23 protein-coding genes are annotated in these 25,392 nt (G+C 74.0%); 15 read left to right on the forward strand and 8 right to left on the reverse strand.

Going from position 1 to position 25,392, the window contains the following annotated elements:
• Window positions 1-213: 213 nt before the first annotated feature.
• The 4 genes from ACFY07_RS08555 (at window position 214) to pgi (ending at window position 5,616) form a co-directional block, all read left to right on the forward strand.
• Window positions 214-2,790 (forward strand): nitrate- and nitrite sensing domain-containing protein, encoded by a 2,577-nt coding sequence (locus ACFY07_RS08555; RefSeq protein ID WP_390867977.1) that lies wholly within the window; start codon window positions 214-216, stop codon window positions 2,788-2,790.
• Complete coding sequence (locus tag ACFY07_RS08560) at window positions 2,787-3,215, forward strand: roadblock/LC7 domain-containing protein (RefSeq protein ID WP_390867978.1); 429 nt, start codon at window positions 2,787-2,789, stop codon at window positions 3,213-3,215. The genes ACFY07_RS08555 and ACFY07_RS08560 overlap by 4 nt, the downstream gene beginning before the upstream one ends.
• On the forward strand, window positions 3,212-3,604 hold the full coding sequence (locus ACFY07_RS08565; RefSeq protein WP_390867979.1) for a DUF742 domain-containing protein: 393 nt from the start codon (window positions 3,212-3,214) through the stop codon (window positions 3,602-3,604). The genes ACFY07_RS08560 and ACFY07_RS08565 overlap by 4 nt, the downstream gene beginning before the upstream one ends.
• 353 nt (window positions 3,605-3,957) lie before the next feature.
• On the forward strand, window positions 3,958-5,616 hold the full coding sequence (gene pgi, locus ACFY07_RS08570) for a glucose-6-phosphate isomerase (RefSeq protein WP_390867980.1): 1,659 nt from the start codon (window positions 3,958-3,960) through the stop codon (window positions 5,614-5,616).
• Between the two features lie 231 nt (window positions 5,617-5,847).
• Here the strand turns inward: pgi and pgl are convergent, their stop codons facing one another.
• The 5 genes from pgl to tkt all read right to left on the reverse strand — a co-directional run bounded on the left by pgl (window position 5,848) and on the right by tkt (window position 12,730).
• On the reverse strand, window positions 5,848-6,627 hold the full coding sequence (gene pgl, locus ACFY07_RS08575; protein WP_390867981.1) for a 6-phosphogluconolactonase: 780 nt from the start codon (window positions 6,625-6,627) through the stop codon (window positions 5,848-5,850).
• Entirely contained in the window at window positions 6,624-7,787 is a 1,164-nt protein-coding gene (gene opcA, locus ACFY07_RS08580; protein ID WP_390867982.1) for a glucose-6-phosphate dehydrogenase assembly protein OpcA, read from the reverse strand. Before opcA ends, pgl begins: the two co-directional genes overlap by 4 nt.
• Window positions 7,784-9,331 (reverse strand): glucose-6-phosphate dehydrogenase, encoded by a 1,548-nt coding sequence (gene zwf / locus ACFY07_RS08585; protein ID WP_390867983.1) that lies wholly within the window; start codon window positions 9,329-9,331, stop codon window positions 7,784-7,786. Before zwf ends, opcA begins: the two co-directional genes overlap by 4 nt.
• 42 nt (window positions 9,332-9,373) lie before the next feature.
• Window positions 9,374-10,495, reverse strand: a complete 1,122-nt coding sequence (gene tal, locus ACFY07_RS08590) for a transaldolase (protein WP_390867984.1) — start codon at window positions 10,493-10,495, stop codon at window positions 9,374-9,376.
• Between the two features lie 135 nt (window positions 10,496-10,630).
• Complete coding sequence (gene tkt / locus ACFY07_RS08595) at window positions 10,631-12,730, reverse strand: transketolase (RefSeq protein WP_390867985.1); 2,100 nt, start codon at window positions 12,728-12,730, stop codon at window positions 10,631-10,633.
• A gap of 411 nt (window positions 12,731-13,141) precedes the next feature.
• On the opposite strand from tkt, the gene ACFY07_RS08600 reads away from it, so the two are divergent.
• Together ACFY07_RS08600 and ACFY07_RS08605 are read left to right on the forward strand one after the other, a co-directional pair.
• Window positions 13,142-14,089, forward strand: a complete 948-nt coding sequence (locus tag ACFY07_RS08600; RefSeq protein ID WP_390867986.1) for a heme o synthase — start codon at window positions 13,142-13,144, stop codon at window positions 14,087-14,089.
• A 249-nt stretch (window positions 14,090-14,338) separates the two neighbouring features.
• Window positions 14,339-14,683 carry a hypothetical protein gene (locus ACFY07_RS08605; RefSeq protein ID WP_230651197.1) on the forward strand — a complete coding sequence of 115 codons (345 nt, stop codon included), beginning with the start codon at window positions 14,339-14,341 and terminating at the stop codon, window positions 14,681-14,683.
• Between the two features lie 154 nt (window positions 14,684-14,837).
• Here the strand turns inward: ACFY07_RS08605 and ACFY07_RS08610 are convergent, their stop codons facing one another.
• The 3 genes from ACFY07_RS08610 to ACFY07_RS08620 are packed head-to-tail and all read right to left on the reverse strand — an operon-like array spanning window position 14,838 to window position 17,611.
• Window positions 14,838-15,839: a heme A synthase gene (locus ACFY07_RS08610; protein ID WP_390867987.1), complete on the reverse strand. Its 1,002-nt coding sequence runs from the start codon at window positions 15,837-15,839 to the stop codon at window positions 14,838-14,840.
• A 57-nt stretch (window positions 15,840-15,896) separates the two neighbouring features.
• A complete protein-coding gene (locus ACFY07_RS08615) occupies window positions 15,897-16,616 on the reverse strand; it encodes an ABC transporter permease (protein WP_230651622.1) in 720 nt (239 codons plus the stop codon).
• Window positions 16,617-16,672: 56 nt separating this feature from the next.
• Entirely contained in the window at window positions 16,673-17,611 is a 939-nt protein-coding gene (locus ACFY07_RS08620) for an ABC transporter ATP-binding protein (RefSeq protein ID WP_390867988.1), read from the reverse strand.
• A 230-nt stretch (window positions 17,612-17,841) separates the two neighbouring features.
• On the opposite strand from ACFY07_RS08620, the gene ACFY07_RS08625 reads away from it, so the two are divergent.
• From ACFY07_RS08625 to ACFY07_RS08665, 9 genes are all read left to right on the forward strand, one after another.
• Window positions 17,842-18,654, forward strand: coding sequence for a metalloregulator ArsR/SmtB family transcription factor (locus ACFY07_RS08625; protein ID WP_230651206.1), 813 nt, complete (start codon window positions 17,842-17,844; stop codon window positions 18,652-18,654).
• Window positions 18,651-20,063, forward strand: coding sequence for a Fe-S cluster assembly protein SufB (gene sufB / locus ACFY07_RS08630; protein WP_390867989.1), 1,413 nt, complete (start codon window positions 18,651-18,653; stop codon window positions 20,061-20,063). The genes ACFY07_RS08625 and sufB overlap by 4 nt, the downstream gene beginning before the upstream one ends.
• A 56-nt stretch (window positions 20,064-20,119) precedes the next feature.
• Window positions 20,120-21,352, forward strand: coding sequence for a Fe-S cluster assembly protein SufD (gene sufD, locus ACFY07_RS08635; RefSeq protein ID WP_390867990.1), 1,233 nt, complete (start codon window positions 20,120-20,122; stop codon window positions 21,350-21,352).
• Window positions 21,349-21,681 (forward strand): bifunctional 3-phenylpropionate/cinnamic acid dioxygenase ferredoxin subunit, encoded by a 333-nt coding sequence (locus ACFY07_RS08640; protein ID WP_230651216.1) that lies wholly within the window; start codon window positions 21,349-21,351, stop codon window positions 21,679-21,681. Before sufD ends, ACFY07_RS08640 begins: the two co-directional genes overlap by 4 nt.
• Window positions 21,682-21,687: 6 nt before the next feature.
• Entirely contained in the window at window positions 21,688-22,452 is a 765-nt protein-coding gene (gene sufC / locus ACFY07_RS08645; RefSeq protein WP_230651219.1) for a Fe-S cluster assembly ATPase SufC, read from the forward strand.
• Entirely contained in the window at window positions 22,449-23,708 is a 1,260-nt protein-coding gene (locus tag ACFY07_RS08650) for a cysteine desulfurase (RefSeq protein WP_390867991.1), read from the forward strand. The genes sufC and ACFY07_RS08650 overlap by 4 nt, the downstream gene beginning before the upstream one ends.
• Before the next feature lie 24 nt (window positions 23,709-23,732).
• Complete coding sequence (gene sufU, locus ACFY07_RS08655) at window positions 23,733-24,176, forward strand: Fe-S cluster assembly sulfur transfer protein SufU (RefSeq protein WP_230651224.1); 444 nt, start codon at window positions 23,733-23,735, stop codon at window positions 24,174-24,176.
• Window positions 24,177-24,195: 19 nt separating this feature from the next.
• Window positions 24,196-24,645 (forward strand): metal-sulfur cluster assembly factor, encoded by a 450-nt coding sequence (locus tag ACFY07_RS08660; protein WP_390867992.1) that lies wholly within the window; start codon window positions 24,196-24,198, stop codon window positions 24,643-24,645.
• Window positions 24,646-24,853: 208 nt separating this feature from the next.
• Entirely contained in the window at window positions 24,854-25,366 is a 513-nt protein-coding gene (locus tag ACFY07_RS08665) for a DUF4870 domain-containing protein (protein ID WP_390867993.1), read from the forward strand.
• Window positions 25,367-25,392: the final 26 nt, after the last annotated feature.

A 25,392-nucleotide genomic window follows, 5' to 3' on the forward strand; every position in this document is an offset into this window, starting at 1 on the left:
CGGTGCGGCGCCCGGAGGGCGGCCCGGCCGGCCGGGCCGACGGCGGCCCGGCAGCGGCCGGGGGCGGCCTCCGGGCACCCGCCGGAGGCGTTAGGAAACGATTCGGGCAAGGGGCGCTACCGAATGGTCACTTCTTCCCCGCCAAAGGGTACGGTTCTGCGCACTGACGCCGCGGCCCGCCGCCGCGGCCGTGCGCGGCTGTCCGGGGGAAGCATGCATCTGCCTTTCAGGGGTCCGACCATCCGTGCCAGGATCCTCCGCCTGGTCCTCGTCCCCGTGGTCGCCCTGCTGGCGCTCTGGACCTTCGCCGTGGTGTCGACCGTCGGCGACCTGCGGGCGCTGATCAAGGTCGAGGGCGTCTACGGCTGGTTCGGAGCCTCCGTGGACCACGTCGTCGGCGAGGTCCAGGTCGAGCGGCGCTACGCCGCCGAGTACCTGGCCTCCGGCGGCAGTGCGGCGTCGCTCGCCCGCCTGACCACCGCCCAGCACAGCTCCGACGAGGCGGTGCGAGGCCTGCGCACGGCCGTCGCCGACCGGGGCCACTGGGGGGACCTCACCGCGGGTCAGAAGGCCTCCCTCACCGCCATGGTCGCCGCGACCGACCGCCTGACCGCCCTGCGCGCCGAGGTGCTCGGCCGGAAGACCACCTGGGACCGTGCGATCGACGGCTACAGTGCCGTCATCGAGCCCGCGGCCGCCGTGGAGTCCGCGCTGACCGCCCTCCAGGCGGGCCACCTCGCCCGCGAGGTGCAGAACCTCTTCGAGCTGGTCCGCGACCGCGAGTTCGTCTCCCGCGCCGACGCCATGGGCTCCGCCGCCGCGGCCGCCGGGCGCTTCACCTCCGCCCAGTACCGGGCCTTCGCCTCCACGGTGGAGGACCGCCGGATCTTCTACCGCACCTACGTCCCGACGCTCCCCGCCGACTCCCGCGCCGCCTTCGACGCCTTCTCCCGCAGCCCCGAGTACGCGGCCCTGGAGCGCGCGGAGGACGCGGTGCTCGCCGGCGGACCGCAGGGGGTCCGCCCCGCCGTGGCCCGCTCCGACTGGCGCCCCACCATGGAGCACGCCCTCGGCCGCTACGAGCACCTGGCGAAGGACGCCGGCCACAACTTCGCCGTCCGCGGCCGGTCCTACGCCGACGGCCAGCTGCTCCACGCCGGGATCGCCGGCGGCCTCGGCCTGCTCGCCGTCGTCCTCTCCGTGTGGTTCTCGGTCCGCACCGGCCGCGGCATCTCCCGCAGCCTGGCCGGCCTGCGCGACGCAGCCGACCTGCTGGCCTCCCGCCAGCTGCCCGACGTGGTGCGCCGGCTGAGCGCCGGCGAGCAGGTCGACGCCGCCGCGGAGGCGCCGCCGCTGCCCTTCGGCGACGACGAGGCGGGCCAGGTCGGACGGGCCCTCAACGAGGCCCGCCACGCGGCGGTGGAGGCCGCCGTCGAGCAGGCCCGGCTCCGCCGCGGCGTCTCCGCGGTCTTCCTCAACATCGCCCGGCGCAGCCAGGCGCTGGTGCACCGCCAGCTCAAGCTGGTCGACGCCCTGGAGCGCCGCACCACCGACCCGGACGAGCTGGAGGCCCTCTTCCGCATCGACCACCTCACCACCCGCATGCGCCGTCACGCCGAGAACCTGATCATCCTCTCCGGCGCGACGCCCGGCCGGATGTGGCGCCGGCCGGTCCCCCTGGTGGACGTGGTCGCCGCGGCCGCCGGCGAGGTGGAGGACTACGCCCGCGTCGTGGTGCCGTCGATGGCCCCCGCGGCCGTCGTCGGGGAGGCCGTCGCCGACGTCGTCCACCTGGTGGCCGAGCTGATGGAGAACGCGACCGCCTTCTCGCCCCCGGACACCCAGGTCACCCTGCGCACAGGATCGGTCGCCCACGGGTTCGTCCTGGAGATCGACGACCGCGGGCTCGGCATGGACGCCCGGGAGATGGCCGAGGCCAACCGCGCGCTCGCCCGGCCCGACGCCGACGTCGACCTCACCCGCACCGAGCGGCTGGGCCTCTTCGTGGTGGGCCGCCTCGCCGGCCGCCACGGCATCGAGGTCACGCTCTGCCGCTCGCCGTACGGGGGGACCACGGCCGTGGTCTTCCTGCCGAAGGCCGTCCTGGCGGACCCCGCCGACCCCGCCGACCCCGCCGACCCCGCCGGCCCGGACGACCCGGCCGCCGCGCCCGTCCCCGCGGACACCGCCGGCCCGGTCCCGGCCGGGGCGGCGGGCGTCGGCCTGGCCGCGGTGCCGTCCCGGCCCCGCACGGACGCGCTCCGCCCCCTGGCGGCCGCGGGGGTGCCCGCCGGGGCCGCACCCGCACCGGCCGCCCGGCCGGTCCGCGCCCTGGCGGCGGTCCCCGCCGTCCCCGCCCGCGCCCGCGGGGCGGCGGAGGAGCCCGCCGCCGCGGAGGCCCCGGCGACGGCACTGCCCCGGCGCGTCCGGGAGGGCGCCGACCCGGCCGGCCGCCCCGGTGCGGCCCCGCACCCCGACCCCGACCCCGGCCCCGGGCCGGAACCGGACCGGGTCCCGGCCGGCACCGCAGGCGCCCCCGCCCCCGCCGCGGGGCTGCCCCGCCGGGTGCGGCAGGCCAACCTCGCCCCCGGCCTGCGCGAGGAGCCCGCCCCGCCGTCCCCCCGCAGCTCCGCCGGGACCGCGACCCCGGAGCAGGTGCGCGCCGTCTTCGGCGCCTTCCAGCACGGACTGGCCCTCGCCCGCGCCGACGACGCCCCGCCGCGCCCCGGCGCGACCGGCGCCCCCGGCACGGCCGCAGCCGACGCCACCGCCGAGGAGGACCACAGATGAGCGCAGCACACCCCGACCGCGGCCTCGACTGGCTGCTGGAGGACCTGGTCACCCGGACCGGCGCCGTCCGGCAGGCCGTCCTGCTCTCCGCCGACGGCCTGGCCACGGCGGCGTCCACGGGCCTCGCCCAGGACGACGTGGAGCACCTCGCGGCCCTCTGCGCCGGCTTCCACAGCCTGGCCAAGGGCGTCGGCACCCAGTTCGAGGCGGGCGCCGTCCGGCAGACCATGGTGGTGCTCGACGACGCGTACCTCTTCGTCGTCCCGGCGGGGAACGGCAGCTGCCTCGCCGTCCTCGCCGACCCGGGCGCCGACGTGGGCCAGCTCGCCTACGAGACGGCGCTCCTGGTCAAGCGGACCGGCCAGCACCTGCAGACCCCGGCGCGGGCCGCCTCCGCCGGGGCGGCCGCCGAACGGACGCCGTGACCGCGGCCCGCGGCGCCGACGGGTCCGGCGCGCACTGGTTCGAGGAGGAGGCCGGGCCGCTGGTCCGCCCCTACACCTTCACCCGGGGCCGCACCCGGCCGGCCCGCGAGCACGAGCTGGAGCTGATGTCCGTGGTCACGCCGGTCCCCGGCGTCGCGGCGCCGGTGCTGGACCACGCCCGCAGCTCGCTGCTCCGCCTGCTCGGCGGCACGCCGCGCCCGGTCGCCGAGCTGGCGGCCGACGCGGACCTCCCGCTGGGGGTGGTCCGGGTGCTGCTCGGCGACCTGCTGGACGCGGGCCTCGTCCGGGTGGCCCCGCCGCCGCTGCGGACCGGCCGCCCGGACGCGGCGCTGCTGCGCGAGGTGGTCGAGGGCCTGCGCCGCCTCTGACCCGGCGGCGCCCGCTCCCTGCCGTCCTCCGGTCCCGTCCGCCTGCACACGGCCGCTCTCCCGCGCCCGCCCGCCCGCACCCGCACCCGGATGTCAGCCGCCGTTGGGGTTCCCGCACACCGCCCGGGGAGCCGGACGGTGTACGAAGGGGGGCCGCGCGTCGCCGGTTCGGCCGCGCGCCGCCGGGCAGGCGGTCCGGGAGGGATCGGGATCGATTAGTTTGTCTTCTGATGTCAGCAGGCCGACCGGGCTGACCAGGGACGACGGCGTCGCTGGCCCGCACACCACGGGCCTGCGCCCCCGCTCCGGCCCGCCCCTGCGCGGTAGAGCCGATGACGAGGAGAAGTGGACGGATGTCCGAGAAGAACACGTACGGCGGCACCCGGCTCGACCGGACGCCCGAGTGGGCCGCCCTGGCGAAGCACCGCGAGGAGCTGGGGGACGCACACCTGCGCCGCCTCTTCGCGGACGACCCCGGGCGCGCCGAGCGGTACACGGTGCAGGTCGGCGACCTGCACCTGGACTACTCCAAGCACCTGGTGACCGACGAGACCCTGGAGCTGCTGCGCGCGCTGGCCCGGGCCCGCGGGGTCGCGGAGCTGCGGGACGCGATGTTCCGCGGCGAGCGCATCAACACCACCGAGGACCGCGCCGTGCTCCACACCGCGCTGCGCGCCCCGCGCGACGCCGTGGTGGAGGTGGACGGCGAGAACGTCGTCCCCGCCGTCCACGAGGTACTGGACCGGATGTCCTCCTTCGCCGACGCCGTGCGCGGCGGCATGTGGGTCGGCCACACCGGACGGCGCATCAGGAACGTCGTCAACATCGGCATCGGGGGCTCCGACCTCGGCCCGGCCATGGCCTACGAGGTGCTGCGCCCCTTCACCGACCGCTCCCTGACGTTCCGCTTCGTCTCGAACGTGGACGGCGCCGACCTCCACGAGGCGGTCCGCGACCTCGACCCGGAGGAGACCCTCTTCATCGTCTCCTCCAAGACCTTCACCACCATCGAGACCATCACCAACGCCACCGCCGCCCGGCAGTGGCTGCTGGACGGCCTCGGCGGCGACGGCAGCGCGGTGGCCATGCACTTCGTGGCGGTCTCGACCAACGCCGACGAGGTGGCGAGGTTCGGCATCGACACCACCAACATGTTCGGGTTCTGGGACTGGGTGGGCGGCCGCTACTCCTACGACTCCGCCATCGGCCTCTCGCTGATGATCGCGATCGGCCCGGAGCGCTTCCGCGAGATGCTCGACGGCTTCCACCTGGTCGACGAGCACTTCCGCACGGCCCCGCCGGAGGCCAACGCCCCGCTGCTCATGGGCCTGCTCGGCGTCTGGTACGGGCAGTTCTTCGACGCGCAGTCGCACGCCGTGCTGCCGTACAGCCACTACCTCTCCCGCTTCACCGCCTACCTCCAGCAGCTGGACATGGAGTCCAACGGCAAGTCGGTGGACCGCGACGGCGAGCCGGTGGCGTGGCAGACCGGCCCGGTGGTCTGGGGCACGCCCGGCACCAACGGCCAGCACGCGTACTACCAGCTGCTCCACCAGGGCACCAGGACGATCCCGGTGGACTTCGTCGGCTTCGCCCGCCCCGTCGCCGAGCTCGGCTCCCTGGGCGGCCAGCACGACCTGCTGATGGCCAACCTCTTCGCCCAGGGCCAGGCCCTGGCGTTCGGGAGGACCGCCGAGGAGGTCGCCGCCGAGGGCGTGCCCGCCGAGCAGGTCCCGCACCGCACCTTCCGCGGCAACCACCCCTCGACCACGGTCCTGGCCGCCGAGCTCAGCCCGTCGGTGCTGGGCCAGCTGGTCGCGCTCTACGAGCACAAGGTGTTCGTCCAGGGCGCGGTCTGGGGCATCGACTCCTTCGACCAGTGGGGCGTGGAGCTGGGCAAGGTGCTCGCCAAGCGCGTCGAGCCCGCCCTGACCGAGGGCGCCGAGGTGCCCGGCCTGGACGCCTCCACCGCGGCCCTCGTCGCCCGCTACCGGTCCCTGCGCGGCCGCTGACGGGCCGCCACCGCCCCTCCCGGGGAGGGGCGGTGGCACACCGGCGGGAGAGCCCCCGGGAGAGAGCCGCCGGGAGGGAACCGCCGGGAGAGAGCCGTCGGGAGAGAGCCGTCGGGAGGGAACCGTCGGGAGGGAACCGCCGGGAGAGCCTCCGGGAGGACGGACGGCCCCGGACCCCGCCTCGCGGCGCGGTCCGGGGCCGTTCCCCGTGCGTCCCCGAGGGGGCGCCCCTCAGGCCGGCGGGTAGAGGTCCGCCGGGATGGCCGAGGCCGCGGCGCGGTCCAGCAGCCACAGGGTGCGGTTCGTCCCGTACGCGCCGGAGGCCGGTGCCTGCACCTCGCCCGGGCCGGACAGGGCCAGCGCCACCGCGTCGGCCTTGTCCTCGCCCGCGGCCAGCACCCACACCTCGTGCGCGGCGCGGATCGCGGGCAGGGTGAGCGAGACCCGGGTCGGCGGCGGCTTGGGCGAGCCGTGCACGCCCACCACCGTCCGGCCGGTCTCCCGCACCCCGGGGTGCTCGGGGAAGAGCGACGCCACGTGGGTGTCCGGCCCCATCCCCAGCAGCAGCACGTCGAACGACGGCACCCCGGCGTGGTCCTCCGGTCCGGCGGCCTTCGCGAGGTCCGCGGCGTACTGCTCCGCGGCGGCCTCGACGTCGTCCCCGGCCGGGCCGTCGGAGGCGGGCATGGCGTGCACCCGCTCCGGGTCCAGCGGCACCCGGTCCAGCAGCGCCTCCCGGGCCTGGACGACGTTGCGCTCCGGGTCGCCCTCGGGCAGGAACCGCTCGTCGCCCCACCACAGGTCCAGCCGCGACCAGTCCACCGCGTCGCGCGCCGGGGAGGCGGCGATCGCGGCGAGCAGGGCGTTGCCGTTGCGGCCGCCCGTCAGCACCACCGAGGCGGTGCCGCGGGCGGCCTGCACGTCCACGATCCGGGTGATCAGCCGGGCCGCGGCGGCCTCGGCCATCAGCTCCTTGTCGCGGTGCACCACGAGCTGCGGCGGGAGGGTCACGACCCGCCCTGCTTCCCGGAGCCGGAGCCGGAGTCGTCCGCCCTGCCCGAGCGCGTGGTGCGCTTCGCGGAGGCCGTCCTCCTGGCCGGGGTGGAGACCTTCGCCGTCACCCGGGAGCGGGACGCGGCCTTGGCGACGGTGGTGGCCGCCTTCGGCTTCGCCGCCTCCTCCTTGCCCTCGGAGGCGTCCCCGGAGGACCCGTCCTTCCCCCCGGCGGCCCGCTCGCTCTCGCCGGGCGCCAGCAGCGTCGCCACGCCGGTGCGGACCGCGGAGGCGTAGATGTCGTCCGGGTCGAGCCGGCGCAGCTCCTCGGCGATCAGCTCGGCGGTCTCCCGCCGCTTGAGCGCCACCTGGCGGTTCGGCTGGTCGGGCATGGAGAGCGTCGCCATCAGGCCGTCGCCGCGGTCGAGGACCACGTCGCCGCCGTCGGTGCGCAGCCGCACCGCGGTGAGGCCGGGGCCGTTGCTGACCACCCGCTCCACCGGGATCTTCAGCCGGCTGGCGAGCCACATCCCGAGCAGCTCGACGCTCGGGTTGTAGGACTCGCCCTCGACGACGGCCGAGGTGACCCAGGCCCGCCGCTGGTCCATGGCGGCCGCGAGCATGCTGCGCCAGGGCGTGATGCGGGTCCAGGCCAGGTCGGTGTCGCCGGGGGCGTAGTGGGCGGCCCGCACGTCGAGGGCCTCCACCGGGGACTCCGCGGTCAGGGCGTCGGTGATCCGCCGCTGGGCGAGCGCGCCCAGCGGGTCGGCCGCCGGGTTCTCCGGGGAGTTCTCCGGCCACCAGACCACCACGGGGGCGTCCGGCAGCAGCAGCGGCAGCACGACGGACTGGGCGTGGTTGGCCAGCTCGCCGTGGAGGCGCAGCAGAACGGTCTCGCCGGTGCCCGCGTCGGAGCCGACCCGGATCTCGGCGTCGAGCCGGGTCTCGGCGCGGGCCCGCGGCGAGCGGCCGGGGCGCTTGATGACCGCGAGGATCCGGGAGGGGTGCTCGCGGGAGGCGTCGCCGGCCGCCTTGAGGGCGTCGTAGGCGCTGCCCTCGTCGGTGACGACGACGAGGGTGAGGACCATGCCGATGGCGGCGGTGCCGATGGAGCGGCGGGCCTCCGTCAGGGCGCTGTTGATCTTGCTGGACGTGGTGTCCGTCAGGTCGGTCTTCATGGCCGGCGCCAGCTCCTGCCGTCTCGTGCGAGCATCTGGTCCGCCTCGGCCGGCCCCCAGGTGCCGGCCGCGTACTCGGCCGGCCTGCCGTGCTTCTCCCAGTACTCCTCGATCGGGTCGAGGATCTTCCAGGAGAGCTCGACCTCCTGGTGGCGGGGGAAGAGGTTGGCGTCGCCGAGCAGCACGTCCAGGATCAGCCGCTCGTACGCCTCGGGGCTGGACTCGGTGAAGGACTCGCCGTAGGCGAAGTCCATGGTGACGTCGCGGACCTCCATCGCGGTGCCCGGCACCTTGGAGCCGAACCGCACCGTGACGCCCTCGTCCGGCTGCACCCGGATGACCAGGGCGTTCTCGCCCAGCTCCTCCGTGGCGTAGGAGTCGAACGGCAGGTAGGGGGCGCGCTGGAAGACCACCGCGATCTCGGTGACGCGGCGGCCCAGCCGCTTGCCGGTCCGCAGGTAGAAGGGGACCCCGGCCCAGCGCCGGGTGTTGACCTCCAGCTTGACCGCGGCGTAGGTGTCGGTCTTGGACGAGGGGTCGATGCCGTCCTCCTCCAGGTACCCGATCACCTCCTCGCCGCCCTGCCAGCCGTGCGTGTACTGGCCGCGCACGGTGTGCTTGCCCAGGTCCTCCGGGAGCCTGACCGCGCCCAGGACCTTGATCTTCTCCGCCACCAGGGCGTCGGCCTCGAAGGAGGCCGGCTCCTCGATGGCGGTGAGGGCGAGCAGCTGCAGCAGGTGGTTCTGGATGACGTCGCGGGCGGAGCCGATGCCGTCGTAGTACCCGGCGCGGCCGCCGATGCCGATGTCCTCCGCCATGGTGATCTGCACGTGGTCGACGTACGACCGGTTCCAGATCGGCTCGAACATCGTGTTGGCGAAGCGCAGCGCCAGGATGTTCTGGACCGTCTCCTTGCCCAGGTAGTGGTCGATCCGGAAGACCTCCTGCGGCGGGAAGACCTCGTGGACGACCTTGTTCAGCTCCTGGGCGGAGGCGAGGTCGTGGCCGAACGGCTTCTCGATGACCGCGCGGCGCCAGGAGCCCTCCGGCGGGTCGGCCAGCCCGTGCTTCTTGAGCTGCTCGACGACCTTGGGGAAGAACTTCGGCGGCACGGACAGGTAGAAGGCGAAGTTGCCGCCCGTGCCCTGCGCCTTGTCCAGGTCCTCGATGGTGGAACGCAGCGTGTCGAACGCCTCGTCGTCGTCGAACTCGCCGGGCACGAACCGCATGCCCTTGGCCAGCTGCTGCCAGACCTCCTCGCGGAAGGGGGTGCGGGCGTGCTCCTTGACGGCGTCGTGGACGACCTGCGCGAAGTCCTCGTCCGCCCAGTCCCGGCGGGCGAAGCCGACCAGGGAGAAGCCCGGGGGCAGCAGCCCCCGGTTCGCCAGGTCGTAGACCGCGGGCATGAGCTTCTTGCGCGACAGGTCGCCGGTGACGCCGAAGATGACCAGACCGGACGGGCCCGCGATGCGGGGGAGTCGCCGGTCCGCGGGGTCCCGCAGCGGGTTGCGCTGCGGGAGCCCGGCTGAATCTGACTTGCTCACTTGGGGTTGCCCCGTTTCGTCAGACGGCTGTGGGGACCGGGGTCACTTGCCGGACTTCTTCGCGAAGTCCTCGAGCGCGGCGGTGATGGTGTCCAGGAGCTCGTTCCAGGACGCCTCGAACTTCTCGACGCCCTCGTCCTCGAGCACCTGCACGACGTCGTCGTAGTCCACGCCGGCCGCCGCGATGGCGTCCATGTCGGCCTTGGCCTGCGCGTAGGCGCCGGTGACGGTGTCACCGGTGACCGTCCCGTGGTCGCCGGTCGCGTCCAGGGTGGCCTGCGGCATGGTGTTGACGGTGCCGGGGGCGACCAGCTCGGTGACGTACAGGGTGTCCGGCAGCGCCGGGTCCTTCACACCGGTGGACGCCCACAGCGGGCGCTGCGGCTTGGCGCCGGCGGCCTCCAGCGCCTTCCAGCGCTCGGAGCCGAACACCTCCTCGTACGCCTGGTAGGCGAGGCGGGCGTTGGCGATCGCGGCCTTGGAGCGCAGCTGCTTCGCCTCGCCGCCGATCTTGTCCAGCCGCTTGTCGATCTCGGTGTCGACGCGGGAGACGAAGAACGACGCCACCGACTCGATGGTGGAGAGGTCGTGGCCGTTCGCCTTCGCCTTCTCCAGGCCGGCGAGGAAGGCGTCCATGACGGCCCGGTAGCGCTCCAGGGAGAAGATCAGCGTGACGTTGACGCTGATCCCCTGGCCCAGGGTCTCCGTGATGGCGGGCAGGCCGGCCCTGGTGGCGGGGATCTTGATGAAGACGTTGGGGCGGTCCACCAGCCACCACAGCTGGCGGGCCTCGGCCAGGGTGGCGTCGGCGCGGTGCGCCAGGCGCGGGTCCACCTCGATGGAGACGCGACCGTCGCGGCCGTTGCTGGCGTCGTACACCGGGCGCAGCACGTCGGCGGCCTCGCGGACGTCCGCCGTCGTGATCATCCGGACGGCCTCCTCCGTGGTGACGCCGCGCACCGCGAGGTCGCGGAGCTGCTCGTCGTAGGAGTCGTCCTTGCCGCCGATGGCCTTCTGGAAGATCGTCGGGTTGGTGGTGACGCCCACCACGTGCTTGTCGCGCACCAGCTCGGCCAGGTTGCCCGTCCTCAGCCGGGTGCGGCTGAGGTCGTCCAGCCAGATGGCCACGCCTTCGTCGCTGAGGCGCTTGAGTGCGTCCGTCATGGTCTGCTTCTTCTTCCTCTTCGTCTTCGTCGGTCTTCGTCGGCGGCGGCCCCGGCGGAGGGTGGTCCCGCCGGGGCCGGGGGCGGGGCCGCGCGTCCCGAGTGCGGTCGGTACGCGGCCCGCGCCCCCGCGGGTTCAGCGGGTCGCCGCGGTGATCGAGTCGTGCGCTGCGGCGACCACGGCCTCGGCCGTCATGCCGAACTGCTCGAACAGGATCTGGTAGTCGGCGGAGGCGCCGTAGTGCTCCAGCGAGACGATGCGGCCGCTGTCGCCCACGATCTCCCGCCAGCCCTGCGCGATGCCGGCCTCCACCGAGACCCGGGCCCTCACGTCGGGCAGCAGCACGGAGTCGCGGTACGACTCGTCCTGCTCGTTGAACCACTCGATCGACGGCATCGACACCACGCGGGTGGGGATGCCGTCGGCCTCCAGCAGGGCGCGGGCCCGGACGGCCGTCTGCAGCTCGGAGCCGGTGCCGATCAGGATCACCTGCGGGCGGCCGGCGGAGGCCTCCTGGAGGACGTACCCGCCCTTCGCGGCGCCCTCGGCGGAGGCGAACTCGCCGCTCTCCCGGTCGAAGGTCGGCACGTTCTGCCGGGTCAGGGCCAGGCCGGTCGGGCCGGGCTTCGAGGCGTGGCGCTCCAGGACGGTCCGCCACACCACCGCGGTCTCGTTGGCGTCGCCGGGGCGGACCACCGAGAGGCCGGGGATGGCGCGCAGCGCGGCCAGGTGCTCGATCGGCTGGTGGGTCGGGCCGTCCTCGCCCAGGCCGATGGAGTCGTGCGTCCACACGTAGGTGACCGGCAGCTTCATCAGCGCCGCGAGGCGCACGGCGGGCCGCATGTAGTCGGAGAACACCAGGAAGGTGCCGCCGAAGACGCGGGTGTTGCCGTGCAGCGCGATGCCGTTCATCGTCGAGCCCATGGCGTGCTCGCGGATGCCGAAGTGCACCGTGCGGCCGTACGGGTCGGCACCCGGCAGCGGGTTGCCCGCGGGCAGGAAGGACGAGCCCTCGTCGATGGTGGTGAGGTTGGACTCCGCCAGGTCGGCCGAGCCGCCCCACAGCTCCGGGACGACCGGGCCGAGCGCCTGCAGCACCTCGCCGGAGGCCTTGCGGGTGGCGACGCCCTTCTCGCTGGCGGGGAAGGACGGGACCGCCTTCTCCCAGCCCTCGGGCAGCCTGCCGGCCGTGATGCGGTCGAACTCCGCCGCCCGCTCCGGGTTGGCCTCGCGCCAGGCGGAGAAGCGCTTCTCCCACGCGGCGTGCGCCTCGCGGCCGCGGTCGGCGACCCTGCGGACGTGGGCCAGCACCTCGTCGGTGACCTCGAAGTCCTTGGACGGGTCGAAGCCCAGCACCCGCTTGGTGGCGGCGACCTCGTCGGCGCCCAGCGCCGAGCCGTGCGCCTTGCCGGTGTTCTGCGCGTTGGGCGCCGGCCAGGCGATGATCGTCCGCATCGCGATCATCGACGGGCGGCCGGTCTCGGCCTTCGCCGCCGCCAGCGCCGCGTGCAGCGCCTCGACGTCGATGTCGCCGTCCTCCTTGGGCGCCACCCGCTGCACGTGCCAGCCGTAGGCCTCGTACCGCTTGAGGACGTCCTCGGAGAAGGCGGTCTCGGTGTCGCCCTCGATCGAGATGTGGTTGTCGTCGTAGAGCGCGACCAGGTTGCCCAGCCTCTGGTGGCCGGCCAGCGAGGACGCCTCGGCGGAGACGCCCTCCTCCAGGTCGCCGTCGGAGACGATCGCCCAGACGGTGTGGTCGAAGGGGGACTCGCCGGCCGCGGCCTGCGGGTCGAACAGGCCGCGCTCGAAGCGGGCGGCCATCGCCATGCCCACCGCGTTGGCGATGCCCTGGCCCAGCGGACCGGTCGTGGTCTCCACGCCCGCGGTGTGGCCGTGCTCGGGGTGGCCGGGGGTCTTGCTGCCCCACGTGCGGAAGGACTTGAGGTCCTCCAGCGTCAGTCCGTAGCCCGACATGTACAGCTGCGTGTACAGCGTCAGGCTCGTGTGTCCGGGGGAGAGGACGAAGCGGTCGCGGCCGGTCCACGCCGGGTCGGTCGGGTCGTGGCGCAGGAAGCGCTGGAAGATCAGGTAGGCCGCCGGGGCCAGGCTCATCGCCGTGCCCGGGTGGCCGTTGCCGACCTTCTGCACCGCGTCCATGGCGAGGACACGGGCCGTGTCCACCGCGCGCCTGTCCAGATCGGTCCACTCGAAAGCGTTAGTCGGCTTGGTGCTCACCCTGGTTCAGGGCTCCTTCCGTCGTTCACTCGACCCCGTGATGCGGACCTCGCCGGCCGGCCGCGACGCTGCGGTCCTGACATCTCGGCGGTCTGTGTCACGGAGGGCTCATCCCGCTTCTACGTGCGAGCCTACCGTTCGGGCTCCTGCCCGCCCCCCGGGCTCCGGCAACCCCGGACGGGGCTCTCGCATTCCCACCCTCCCCCCGTTCTCCCACCCTCTCCCGGATACGACGCGCCCGCCCGGCGAACGGGGGACGGCGGCGCGGCGGCGGGGCGGTGCCGCGGCCGCCCGGGGACGGCTGACACGGGGACCCCCGGCGCGGGCGGCGACCGCACAGCGTCTAAAGTGGCGTGGTACGCGCACGGCGTCCGGGTTGGTCCCGCGCCGGCGAAGTTCCATAGACCAGGGGTGTCCGTGACCGCCGTCGAATCCCGCCCGGCCGGGGTCGTCGGGGCGACCCCCGGGCACCGGCCGTTCGGGGCCCGTGTCGGGGCCTTTGTCGCGCTGACCAAGCCACGCATCATCGAACTGCTGCTGATCTCCACGGTCCCGGTGATGTTCCTCGCCCAGCGCGGCGTGCCCGACCTGCTGCTGGTGGTGAACGTCGTCGTCGGAGGCTTCCTCTCCGCGGGCGGCGCCAACACGCTGAACATGTACATCGACCGGGACATCGACGCCCGGATGCGCCGCACCGAGCAGCGGCCGCTGGTGACCGGGATGGTCTCGCCGCGCGAGGCCCTGGTCTTCGGCGTCACCCTCGCGGCGGTGTCCACGCTCTGGCTGGGCCTCTTCGTCAACTGGCTCTCCTCGGCGCTGGCCCTCGGCGCCCTGCTCTTCTACGTCTTCGCCTACACGCTGGGCCTGAAGCGCCGCACCTCGCAGAACATCGTCTGGGGCGGCATCGCCGGCTGCATGCCGGTCTTCATCGGCTGGGCGGCGGTGACGGGCAGCCTCTCCTGGGCCGCCGTCGTGCTCTTCCTCGTCATCTTCTTCTGGACCCCGCCGCACTACTGGCCGCTCTCCATGAAGGTCCGCGAGGACTACGCCAACGTCGGCGTGCCGATGCTGCCGGTCGTGGCCTCCAACACCGTCGTGGCCCGGCAGATCGTCGTCTACTCCTGGGTGATGGTCGCCGTCTCGATGGCCCTGTGGCCGCTCGGGCACACCGGCTGGCTCTACCCGGCGGCCGCCCTGCTCCTCGGCGCCTTCTGGCTCAAGGAGGCGCACGGCCTGTACCGCAGGGCGAAGGCGGGCGCGGTGGGCGCGGCGCTGAAGGAGATGCGCCTCTTCCACTGGTCCATCACCTATCTGACGCTGCTCTTCGTCGCCGTCGCGGTGGACCCCTTCCTCCGCTGACGCCCGCGGCCCGCACAACGCGCCGGCCCCGCGCTCCGTTCAACGGCCCCGCAGCCCCTCCGACGGGCGGCGGGGCCGCGGCGCGTCCGGGGCGCGCCGCACCCGGGCCGGGCGTGCGTCCCGGGGCGCACCGCGCTCCGGTGCACGCGGCACACGGGGGCGTGCGGCCGCCGGTCGCGCGCCGTCCTGTGCGACGCCGCACACGGTCCACCCGTCGCCCCCGGGGCTACCGGTGGGTAGCATGCGGACATGAGCAGCGAAGAGACCACCGCGGCCCGCGCCGCCTCCCGCGACCAGCGCCGCGCCCGGCGCATCGCCAAGAACATCGCCTCCTTCGCCGGCCGCCACGGCGGGAGCGCCGACGGCGTCGTGGAGTACGTCGGCCGCAACGCCACCCGCATCGTGCTCGTGGGCGCCGACGGGGCCTGGGGCGACCAGGTCGCCCCCCGCTACGAGGTCGCCAAGCAGGCCGCCGAGCTGGCCGGGATCACCCTGCACGACGCCTTCGACGGCGAACTGGCCGCCCGGGTGCGGACCTCCTCCTACGAGTGGTCCCGGATGGCCGGCCTCCAGCTCGGCGGCGGCCGGGCCTGACGGCCCGCGGCCGCACCCCCCTCGGACGACGGGACGGCGACGGGGCGGGGACGGCGACGGGGCGGGGACGACGACGGGGCGGGGACGACGACGGGGCGGCCCCGGCAGGTGCCACACCTGCCGGGGCCGCCCCGTCGCGGTTGCCCCGTCCGGCTCAGCCGGCGGCCACCAGTCCCGAGGAGTCGTCCGCGCCGCCGCCCCGGACCGCGGGGGCCGCACCGCCGGGATGCCCGTCGTCCGCCGGGAGCTCCGGCCGCACCCGCAGCGCGAGCGGGATCCGCAGCGCCGCGATCCACACCAGCGTCGAGCCCAGCAGGTGCGCGCCGACCAGGACCTCCGGGGACCCGGTGAAGAACTGCACGAAGCCCACCGCGCCCTGCGCCAGCAGCACCACCAGCAGGTCCCGGGCGCGCGCCCGGGCCGGCGCCGGGGCCTTGACGGCCCGCAGCGCGAAGAGCATCGCCAGCGACAGGCCCACCGTGACGAACGCGAAGTCGGCGTGGAACTGCGTCACCCGGTCGTAGTCCAGCGGGATCCGCGGCACGTCGCTGGAGTCGCCGGAGTGCTTGCCCGCGCCGGTGACGACGGTGCCCGCCAGCACCAGGCAGGTGGTCGCCGCGACCAGCACGTACGACAGCTGCACCAGCGGGCGGGAGACGGCCGGCCCGGGCTCCCCGTCCCCCTCCCGCGACCGCTCCCACATGAGCAGCGCGACCCAGATCAGCGCCATCGACGCGACCAGGTGCACCGCCACCGAGTACGGGTTCAGGCCGGTGAGGACGGTCACCCCGCCGATCACGGCGTTGCTCAGCACGATCCCGAACTGCGCCCAGCCCAGCCGGGTCAGCCGGCGCCGCCACGGCTTCGCGCAGCGCGCCGCGACGATCGCGGCGCCCACGGCCGCGCACAGCACGTAGGTGAGCAGCCGGTTGGCGAACTCGATCACCCCGTGGACGCCCATCGCCTGCGTGGGCGCCAGGGTCTCCGCGGTGCAGCGGGGCCACGTGGGGCAGCCCAGGCCGGAGGAGGTGAGCCGCACGGCGGCGCCGGTCACGACGATGACCACGCTCATCACCAGCGCCGAGAGGCAGGCCGCTCGCACGACCCTCGCCGTGGGCGTCAGCCGCTCGGCGAGGTAGGACAAGGGGGTACGCACCGTCCCATCGTAGGTCGGCCCCAGGGCCGATCTTGGACGGGCCCCCGTCCCGGGCGCCTACTCCCAGCGGAAGAAGCGGGCCGCCGCCCCCAGCCCCAGCACCGCCCAGACCGCGAGCACCGCCAGGTCGCCGGCCGGCAGGGCCGCGCCGTGCTGGAGGACCGCCCGCAGGCCGTCGGAGAGCGCGCTGATCGGCAGCAGCTCCAGCACGCCGCGCACGGCGGACGGGAACTTCTCCAGCGGCACCACCACGCCGCCGGCCAGCAGCAGCAGGACGAAGACCAGGTTGGCCGCCGCCAGCGTCGCCTCGGCCCGCAGGGTGCCCGCCATCAGCAGGCCCAGGCCCGAGAAGGCCGCGGTGCCCAGCACCAGCAGGGCCGCCACCGCGAACGGGTTCCCGTGCGGCGACCAGCCCAGCGCCAGGGCGACCACCGACAGCAGCGCCACCTGCAGCACCTCGGTGACCAGCACGCAGCCGGTCTTGGCGGTCAGCAGCGCCCAGCGCGGCAGCGGGGAGGCGCCCAGCCGCTTGAGCACCCCGTACCGGCGCTCGAAGCCGGTGGCGATGGCCTGCCCGGTGAAGGCGGTGGACATCACGGCCAGCGCCAGCAGGCCCGGCGCGAGGAAGTCCACCCGCCGGCCCGGACCGGTGGTGTCCACCACGTCCACGGCGCTGAAGAGCACCAGCAGGACGGTGGGGATGACCGCGGTCAGCAGCAGCTGCTCGCCGTTGCGCAGCAGCATCCGCGTCTCCAGCGCGGTCTGGGCCAGCAGCATCCGGCCGACCGGGGCGGCTCCGGGGGCGGGCGTGTACGTGCCCGGGGCGGTGGTGGTCACGAGCGCAGGTCCCGTCCGGTCAGGTCGAGGAAGACGTCCTCGAGCGTCCGCCGCTCCACGGTGAGGCGGTCGGGCATCACGCCGACCTGGGCGCACCAGGCGGCGACGGTGGCCAGCAGCTGCGGGTCCAGCGGGCCCTGCACCCGGTAGCTGCCGGGGGTGAGCTCGGCGGCGGCGGTGCCGTCGGGCAGCGCCTTCAGCAGGGCGCCGAGGTCCAGGCCGGCGCGGCCGCGGAAGCGCAGCGCCTCCTGCTCGGGGCGCCCGTCGCCCGCCCGGCGCAGCTCCTCGGGGCTGCCCTGGGCGAGGACCTTCCCCCGGTCCACGATCGCCACGTCGTCGGCCAGCTCCTCGGCCTCGTCCATGGCGTGGGTGGTGAGGACGACGGTGACGCCGTCGGACCGCAGGTCGCGCACCAGGTCCCAGGTGGCGTGCCGGGCCTGCGGGTCCAGGCCGGCGGTCGGCTCGTCGAGGAAGACCAGCTCGGGGCGGCCCACCACGGCCATGGCGAGCGCGAGGCGCTGCTGCTGGCCGCCGGAGAGCCGCCGGTACGCGGTGCGGCCGCAGGAGCCGAGGCCGAGGCGCTCGACCAGGGCGTCCACGTCGAGGGGGTGCGCGTGCAGCCTCGCGGTGTGCCGCAGCATCTCCACGGCGCGCGCGCCGGGGTACACGCCGCCCGACTGGAGCATCACGCCGACGCGGGGCCGCAGCCGGGCGGCGTCGGCCACCGGGTCCATCCCGAGGACGCGGACCGTGCCCGCGTCCGGCCGGCGGTAGCCCTCGCAGGTCTCGACGGTGGTGGTCTTCCCGGCGCCGTTGGGGCCGAGGACGGCGGTGACGGTGTTCCGGCCGACGGACAGGTCCAGCCCGTCCACGGCGGTCTTCGACCCGTACCGCTTGACCAGACCGGACACCCGGACCGCGGGTTCTGCTTCCATGCCGTCGAGTCTATGGACCCCGCGGCCGCCGCCCGGCCGCCGCCCCCGCCGGGGCGCCGGCCTCCGGGGAACCTCCCGCCGGGCCGGACGGGGTCCCGGGCGGGAGGGCGGCCCGGGGCGTCGCCGCAGGCCAGGTGAGGCTTACCTGCGTGACGGAGTCCACCGGTGCGCGGGGGCGGGGCGGCTTGTCGCCGCGGAAGGAATTACGCAACAATGGTGTTGTGAAAAACATGCGCGAGCACCCGGAGCAGGAGGCGGCCCAGCCGGCCGCCCCCGCAGCGGTGCCCGCGCCCGGCGGCGAGGCCGCCGCCCCGGGCGGCCACCAGGCCACCCGCGACCGGGTCGCCCGCTCCATCCTCGACCACGGCCCCTCCACCGCCGCCGACCTGGCGGACCGCCTCGGCCTCACGGCCGCCGCCGTCCGCCGCCACCTCGACGCGCTCGCCGCCGCCGGCCTGGTCGAGTCCCGCGAGCAGCGGGTCCACGGCCACCGTGGACGCGGCCGCCCCGCGAAGGTCTTCGCGCTCACCGACTGCGGGCGCGACGTCTTCTACCAGGCCTACGACAAGCTCGCCGCGGACGCCCTGCGGTGGATCGCGGAGTCCGCGGGCGGCGGCGCGGCCGGCGCCGAGGCGGTCGCCGCCTTCGCCCGCGCCCGGCTCGGCCGCGACGCCGAGCGCTACGGCGCGGCCCTGGACGGGACCGGCCCCGAGGAGCGCACCGAGGCGCTCGCGCGTGCCCTCAGCGCCGACGGGTACGCTGCCACGGTGCGGCGCATGCCCGCCGCCCCGAAGGCCGCCGCCGGCGCGCAGCTGTGCCAGCACCACTGCCCGGTGGCGCACATCGCCGAGCAGTTCCCCCAGCTGTGCGACGCGGAGACCGAGGTCTTCTCCCGCCTGCTGGGCACCCACGTGCAGCGCCTGGCCACCATCGCCCACGGCGACGGGGTCTGCACCACCCATGTGCCGGCGGCCGGTGCCGCCACCGGAACCGAACGCCGAACCACGACGACAGAGACTGTCTCCGGGAGGAACCCCGTATGACCACGACCGCTCACCCGGAGCTCGAGGGTCTGGGCAACTACGAGTACGGCTGGGCCGACCCCGACGCCGCCGGCGCCGCCGCGAAGCGGGGCCTGAGCGAGGAGGTCGTCCGCGACATCTCCGCGAAGAAGTCCGAGCCGGAGTGGATGCTCAAGCTGCGGCTCAAGGGCCTGCGGCTGTTCGACAAGAAGCCGATGCCGACCTGGGGCTCGGACCTGTCGGGGATCGACTTCGACAACATCAAGTACTTCGTGCGGTCCACCGAGAAGCAGGCCGCGTCCTGGGACGAGCTGCCCGAGGACATCAAGAACACCTACGACAAGCTCGGCATCCCGGAGGCGGAGAAGCAGCGCCTGGTCGCCGGCGTCGCCGCCCAGTACGAGTCCGAGGTCGTCTACCACCAGATCCGCGAGGACCTGGAGCAGCAGGGCGTCATCTTCCTGGACACCGACACCGCGCTCAAGGAGCACCCGGAGCTCTTCCAGGAGTACTTCGGCACGGTGATCCCGGCCGGCGACAACAAGTTCGCCGCGCTGAACACCGCCGTGTGGTCCGGCGGCTCCTTCATCTACGTGCCGAAGGGCGTGCACGTGGAGATCCCGCTCCAGGCCTACTTCCGGATCAACACCGAGAACATGGGCCAGTTCGAGCGGACGCTGATCATCGTCGACGAGGACGCCTACGTCCACTACGTCGAGGGCTGCACCGCGCCGATCTACAAGTCGGACTCGCTGCACTCCGCGGTCGTCGAGATCATCGTCAAGAAGGGCGCCCGCTGCCGCTACACGACCATCCAGAACTGGTCGAACAACGTCTACAACCTGGTCACCAAGCGCGCCGTCGCCTACGAGGGCGCCACCATGGAGTGGGTCGACGGCAACATCGGCTCCAAGGTGACCATGAAGTACCCGGCCGTCTACCTCATGGGCGAGCACGCCAAGGGCGAGACCCTGTCCATCGCCTTCGCGGGCGAGGGCCAGCACCAGGACGCCGGCGCCAAGATGGTCCACATGGCCCCGCGCACCTCCTCGTCCATCGTCTCCAAGTCGGTGGCGCGCGGCGGCGGCCGCACCTCCTACCGCGGCCTGATCGAGATCGGCGAGGGCGCCGAGGGCTCGAAGTCCAACGTCCTCTGCGACGCCCTGCTGGTGGACACGATCTCCCGCTCGGACACCTACCCGTACGTGGACGTCCGCGAGGACGACGTGTCCATGGGCCACGAGGCGACCGTCTCCAAGGTCAGCGAGGACCAGCTCTTCTACCTGATGAGCCGCGGCATGTCGGAGAACGAGGCCATGGCGATGATCGTCCGCGGCTTCGTGGAGCCGATCGCCCGCGAGCTCCCGATGGAGTACGCGCTGGAGCTCAACCGGCTGATCGAGCTGCAGATGGAAGGCTCCGTCGGCTGACGCCGGCCGCAGCGAAGACCCACCCGGACCACCAGGAAGCGAGAGCAGCCTCAGCCATGGCTGATGTCCAGAACACCCCCGGCGCGACGACGGCCGGGTCCATCGAGGTCGGCACGGCCGGCGCCGGCGCGCAGCTCGCCGGCCCCGGCACCGGCCGCGCGACCGCGGCCGCCCAGCCGGTCGACGCCCGCGCGGAGGCCGTCGCCTCCTACGACGTGGCCGACTTCCCGGTGCCCACCGGACGCGAGGAGAACTGGCGGTTCACCCCGCTGCACCGCCTGCGCGGCCTGCACGACGGCACCGCCGAGGCGGGCGGCCGCGTCCGGGTCGAGGTCACCGCGCCCGCGGGCGTCTCCCAGGAGACCGTGGACCGCACCGACCCGCGCGTCGGCAGGACCGGCAAGCCGGTGGACCGGATCGCCGCCCAGGCGTTCTCCTCCTTCGAGAAGGCCTCCGTGCTCTCCGTCCCGAAGGACACCGTGCTCACCGAGCCGGTCCGGATCTCGGTCCACGGCGAGGGCGGCACCGCCTACGGCCACCAGGTCGTCGAGCTCGGCGCGTTCGCCGAGGCCGTCGTCGTCATCGAGCACACCGGCGACGCCGTCCTGGCCGCCAACGTCGAGTACCTGGTCGGCGACGGCGCCAAGCTGACCGTCGTCTCCGTGCAGGACTGGGACGACACCGCCGTGCACGCCGCCCAGCACACCGCGCTGATCGGCCGCGACGCCTCCTTCAAGTCCGTCGTCGTCACCTTCGGCGGCGACCTGGTGCGCCTCCACCCCCGCGTGGTCTACGGCGCCCCCGGCGGCGAGGCCGAGCTGTACGGCCTGTACTTCGCCGACGCCGGCCAGCACCTGGAGCACCGCCTCTTCATCGACCACGACACCCCGCACTGCCGCAGCAACGTCGCCTACAAGGGCGCGCTGCAGGGCGCGGAGTCGCACGCGGTGTGGATCGGCGACGTGCTGATCCGGGCCGCCGCCGAGGGCACCGACACCTACGAGCTCAACCGCAACCTGGTGCTCACCGACGGCGCCCGCGTCGACTCGGTCCCCAACCTGGAGATCGAGACCGGCGAGATCGTCGGCGCCGGCCACGCCTCGGCGACCGGCCGCTTCGACGACGAGCAGCTCTTCTACCTGCAGGCCCGCGGCATCCCCGCCGACGAGGCCCGCCGCCTGGTGGTCCGCGGCTTCTTCGCCGAGCTGGTCCAGCAGATCGGCCTGCCGGACGTCCAGGAGCGCCTGCTGGAGAGGATCGACGCCGAGCTGGAGGCCACGCTCTCATGACCGCCGCTCCCCAGGGCTTCGTCCGCGCCTGCTCCCTCGCCGACCTCGCCGAGGACAGCCCCCGCCGCGTCGAGATCGACGGCGTGCCGGTGGCGCTGGTCCGCACCGGGGGCGAGGTGTTCGCGATCAACGACATCTGCTCCCACGCCAACGTCTCCCTCTCCGAGGGCGAGGTCGAGGACTGCATGATCGAGTGCTGGCTGCACGGCTCCAGCTTCGACCTGCGCACCGGGAAGCCCTCCGGGCTGCCCGCCACCAGGCCCGTCCCGGTGTACCCCGTCACGATCGAAGGGGACGAGGTCCTCGTCTCCGTCACCCAGGAGTCCTGAGTCCCCATGGCCACGCTTGAAATCCGCGACCTGCACGTCTCCGTCGAGGCCGAGAACGGTCCCCGCGAGATCCTCCGCGGTGTCGACCTCACCGTGAAGCAGGGCGAGACGCACGCCATCATGGGCCCCAACGGCTCTGGCAAGTCCACCCTCGCCTACTCCCTCGCCGGGCACCCCAAGTACACCGTCACCAGCGGCAGCGTCACCCTCGACGGCGAGGACGTCCTCGCGATGTCGGTCGACGAGCGCGCCCGCGCCGGCGTCTTCCTCGCCATGCAGTACCCGGTCGAGGTCCCCGGCGTCTCCGTCTCCAACTTCCTGCGCACCGCCGCCACCGCGGTCCGCGGCGAGGCCCCCAAGCTGCGCACCTGGGTGAAGGAGGTCAAGGAGGCCATGGCGGCGCTCCACATGGACCCGGCCTTCGCCGAGCGCAACGTCAACGAGGGCTTCTCCGGCGGCGAGAAGAAGCGCCACGAGATCCTCCAGCTGGAGCTGCTCAAGCCGAGCATCGCGATCCTCGACGAGACCGACTCCGGCCTCGACGTCGACGCCCTGCGGATCGTCTCCGAGGGCATCAACCGGGTCCGCGAGTCCGGCGAGGTCGGCACCCTGCTGGTCACGCACTACACGCGCATCCTGCGCTACATCAAGCCCGACTACGTCCACGTCTTCGCGAACGGCCGCATCGTCGAGTCCGGCGGCGCCGAGCTCGCCGACAAGCTGGAGGACGAGGGCTACGAGGCGTACGTGAAGGGAGGCGCTTCCGAGTGACCCTCCCCGGTCTGCTCGACACCGACGCGATCCGCAAGGACTTCCCGATCCTGCAGCGGCTGCTGCACGACGGGCAGCCCCTGGTGTACCTCGACAACGCCGCGACCTCCCAGAAGCCGCAGCAGGTCCTGGACGCCCTCACCTCCTACTACGAGCGGCACAACGCCAACGTGCACCGCGGCGTGCACGTGCTGGCCGAGGAGGCCACGGCGCTGTACGAGGGCGCCCGCGACAAGGTCGCGGCCTTCGTCAACGCCCCCAGCCGCGACGAGGTGGTCTTCACCAAGAACGCCTCGGAGTCGCTGAACCTGGTCGCCAACATGCTCGGCTGGGCCGACGAGCCCTACCGGGTGGACCGGGACGCCGAGATCGTCATCACCGAGATGGAGCACCACTCCAACATCGTCCCGTGGCAGCTGCTCGCGCAGCGCACCGGCGCGACGCTGAAGTGGTTCGGCCTCACCGACGACGGCCGGCTCGACCTGTCGGACATCGAGCGGGTCATCACGGAGAAGACCAAGGTCGTCTCCTTCGTCCTGGTGTCCAACATCCTCGGCACCGTCAACCCGGTCGAGGCGATCGTCCGCCGCGCCCAGGACGTCGGCGCGATCGTGGTGGTCGACGCCTCGCAGGCCGCCCCGCACATGGTGCTGGACGTCCAGGCGCTCGGCGCCGACTTCGTGGCCTTCACCGGCCACAAGATGCTCGGCCCGACCGGCATCGGCGTGCTGTGGGGCCGCCACGAGCTGCTGGAGGACCTGCCGCCCTTCCTCGGCGGCGGCGAGATGATCGAGACCGTCTCGATGTCCTCCTCCACGTACGCGCCCGCGCCGCACAAGTTCGAGGCCGGCACCCCGCCGATCGCCCAGGCCGTCGGCCTCGGCGCCGCCGTGGACTACCTGAACGGCATCGGCATGGACGCGGTCGCGGCCCACGAGCACGCGATCACCGCGTACGCCGTGGAGCGGCTGCTGGAGGTCCCCGACCTGCGGATCATCGGCCCGGGCACGGCCCAGGACCGCGGCGCGGCCATCTCCTTCACGCTCGGCGACATCCACCCGCACGACGTGGGCCAGGTCCTCGACGAGCAGGGCATCGCCGTCCGGGTCGGCCACCACTGCGCCCGGCCGGTCTGCCTGCGGTACGGAATTCCCGCAACCACGCGGGCGTCGTTCTACCTGTACTCGACACCGGCCGAGGTCGACGCGCTCGTCGAGGGGCTGCACCACGTGCGGCGCTTCTTCGGGGCGGGCTGACAGGGGTAGGAGGACCCGCACACCGTGAAGCTCGATTCGATGTACCAGGAGATCATCCTGGACCACTACCGCAACCCCCACGGCAAGGGGCTGCGGGACGGCGACGCCGAGGTCCACCACGTCAACCCGACGTGCGGCGACGAGATCACCCTGCGGGTGAGGCTCGACGGCCCGGTGGTCGCCGACGTGTCGTACGAGTCGCAGGGCTGCTCCATCAGCCAGGCCAGCGCCTCGGTGCTGAACGACCTGCTGGTCGGGAAGTCCGTCGGCGACGCGCAGCAGGTCCAGGAGGCGTTCCTGGAGCTGATGCAGAGCAAGGGCCAGGGCGAGGGCGACGAGGAGGTGCTGGAGGACGCGGTGGCGTTCGCCGGCGTCTCCAAGTACCCCGCCCGCGTGAAGTGCGCCCTGCTGAGCTGGATGGCCTGGAAGGACGCCACCGCCCAGGCCCTGGCCCAGCGCCCCGAGTGAGTCCGAAGGAGGACGCAGCATGAGCGAGACCGAGAGCACCACCTCGGCACCCGCGGCCTCCCCGGCCGCCGGGACCGAGCCGCAGGGGTCCGAGGCCGCCGCCCCGGCGGCCCCGGCCGCGCCCGCCGAGCAGAACGGCATCGTCGGCACCACCGCCGGCACCGTCTCGGTGGAGGACCTGACCGAGGCCCTGATGGACGTCGTCGACCCCGAGCTGGGCATCGACGTCGTCAACCTGGGCCTGATCTACGGCGTCCACATCGACGAGGCCGACGTGGCCACGATCGACATGACCCTGACGTCGGCGGCCTGCCCGCTCACCGACGTCATCGAGGACCAGGCCAGGAGCGCCACCGACGGCCTGGTGAAGGACCTGCGCATCAACTGGGTCTGGATGCCGCCGTGGGGCCCCGACAAGATCACCGACGACGGCCGCGAGCAGCTCCGCGCCCTCGGCTTCAACGTCTGATCCCCTGGTCCCCGCCGTCCCCCGGCACCCCGCCGCCCCGCCGCCCGCCCCGGGCGGCGGGGCGGCGGCGTGCGGGGGCGGTGCCGGGCCCGTCGGCCGCCGGGGCGGGGTCACCCGTTCGTGACGGACGTGCAACGGGCGGGTCCCAGGTCGGGGCGGGCGTGCCGGGGCCCTGGACGGCGGGGGCCGGCGCCCCGACAGTACGGCTATGACCTCGGACCAGTCCGCGCAGACGCCCGCACCCGACGGCGACCCCTTCGTCAAGCCCGCGCCGCCCTCCGGCTCCGTCCCGCCGCAGCCCTCCGGCGCCCCGTCCGGCCCGCCGCCCCAGGGGCACCCGGCCGGCCCCTGGCAGCCGGGGTACCCGCCGGCCCAGCCCGTGCCCCCCGGCCCGCCGCTGCGCCCCGACGAGGAGCGGATGTGGGCGCTCCTCGGCCACCTCAGCTTCTTCGTGCTCAGCATCCTGGGGCCGGTGGTCATCATGCTGACGATGGGCAAGCGCTCGGAGTTCGTCCGCAGGCAGGCGGCCGAGGCGCTGAACTTCCACCTCATGGTGCTGATCGCCGTGGTGGTGAGCTTCCCGCTGATGCTGGTGCTCGTCGGGTTCCTCACCTTCTTCGCCGCGCTCGCCGCCGGCACGGTCCTCAGCGTGATCGCGGCGCTGCAGGCCCACAACGGGGTCGACTACCGCTACCCCTTCACGTACCGGTTCGTGAAGTGAGCCGGTGGGCCCGGTCGCACCGCCCG

Source organism: Streptomyces sp. NPDC001380, assembly GCF_042895785.1.
Classification (GTDB): Bacteria; Actinomycetota; Actinomycetes; order Streptomycetales; family Streptomycetaceae; genus Peterkaempfera.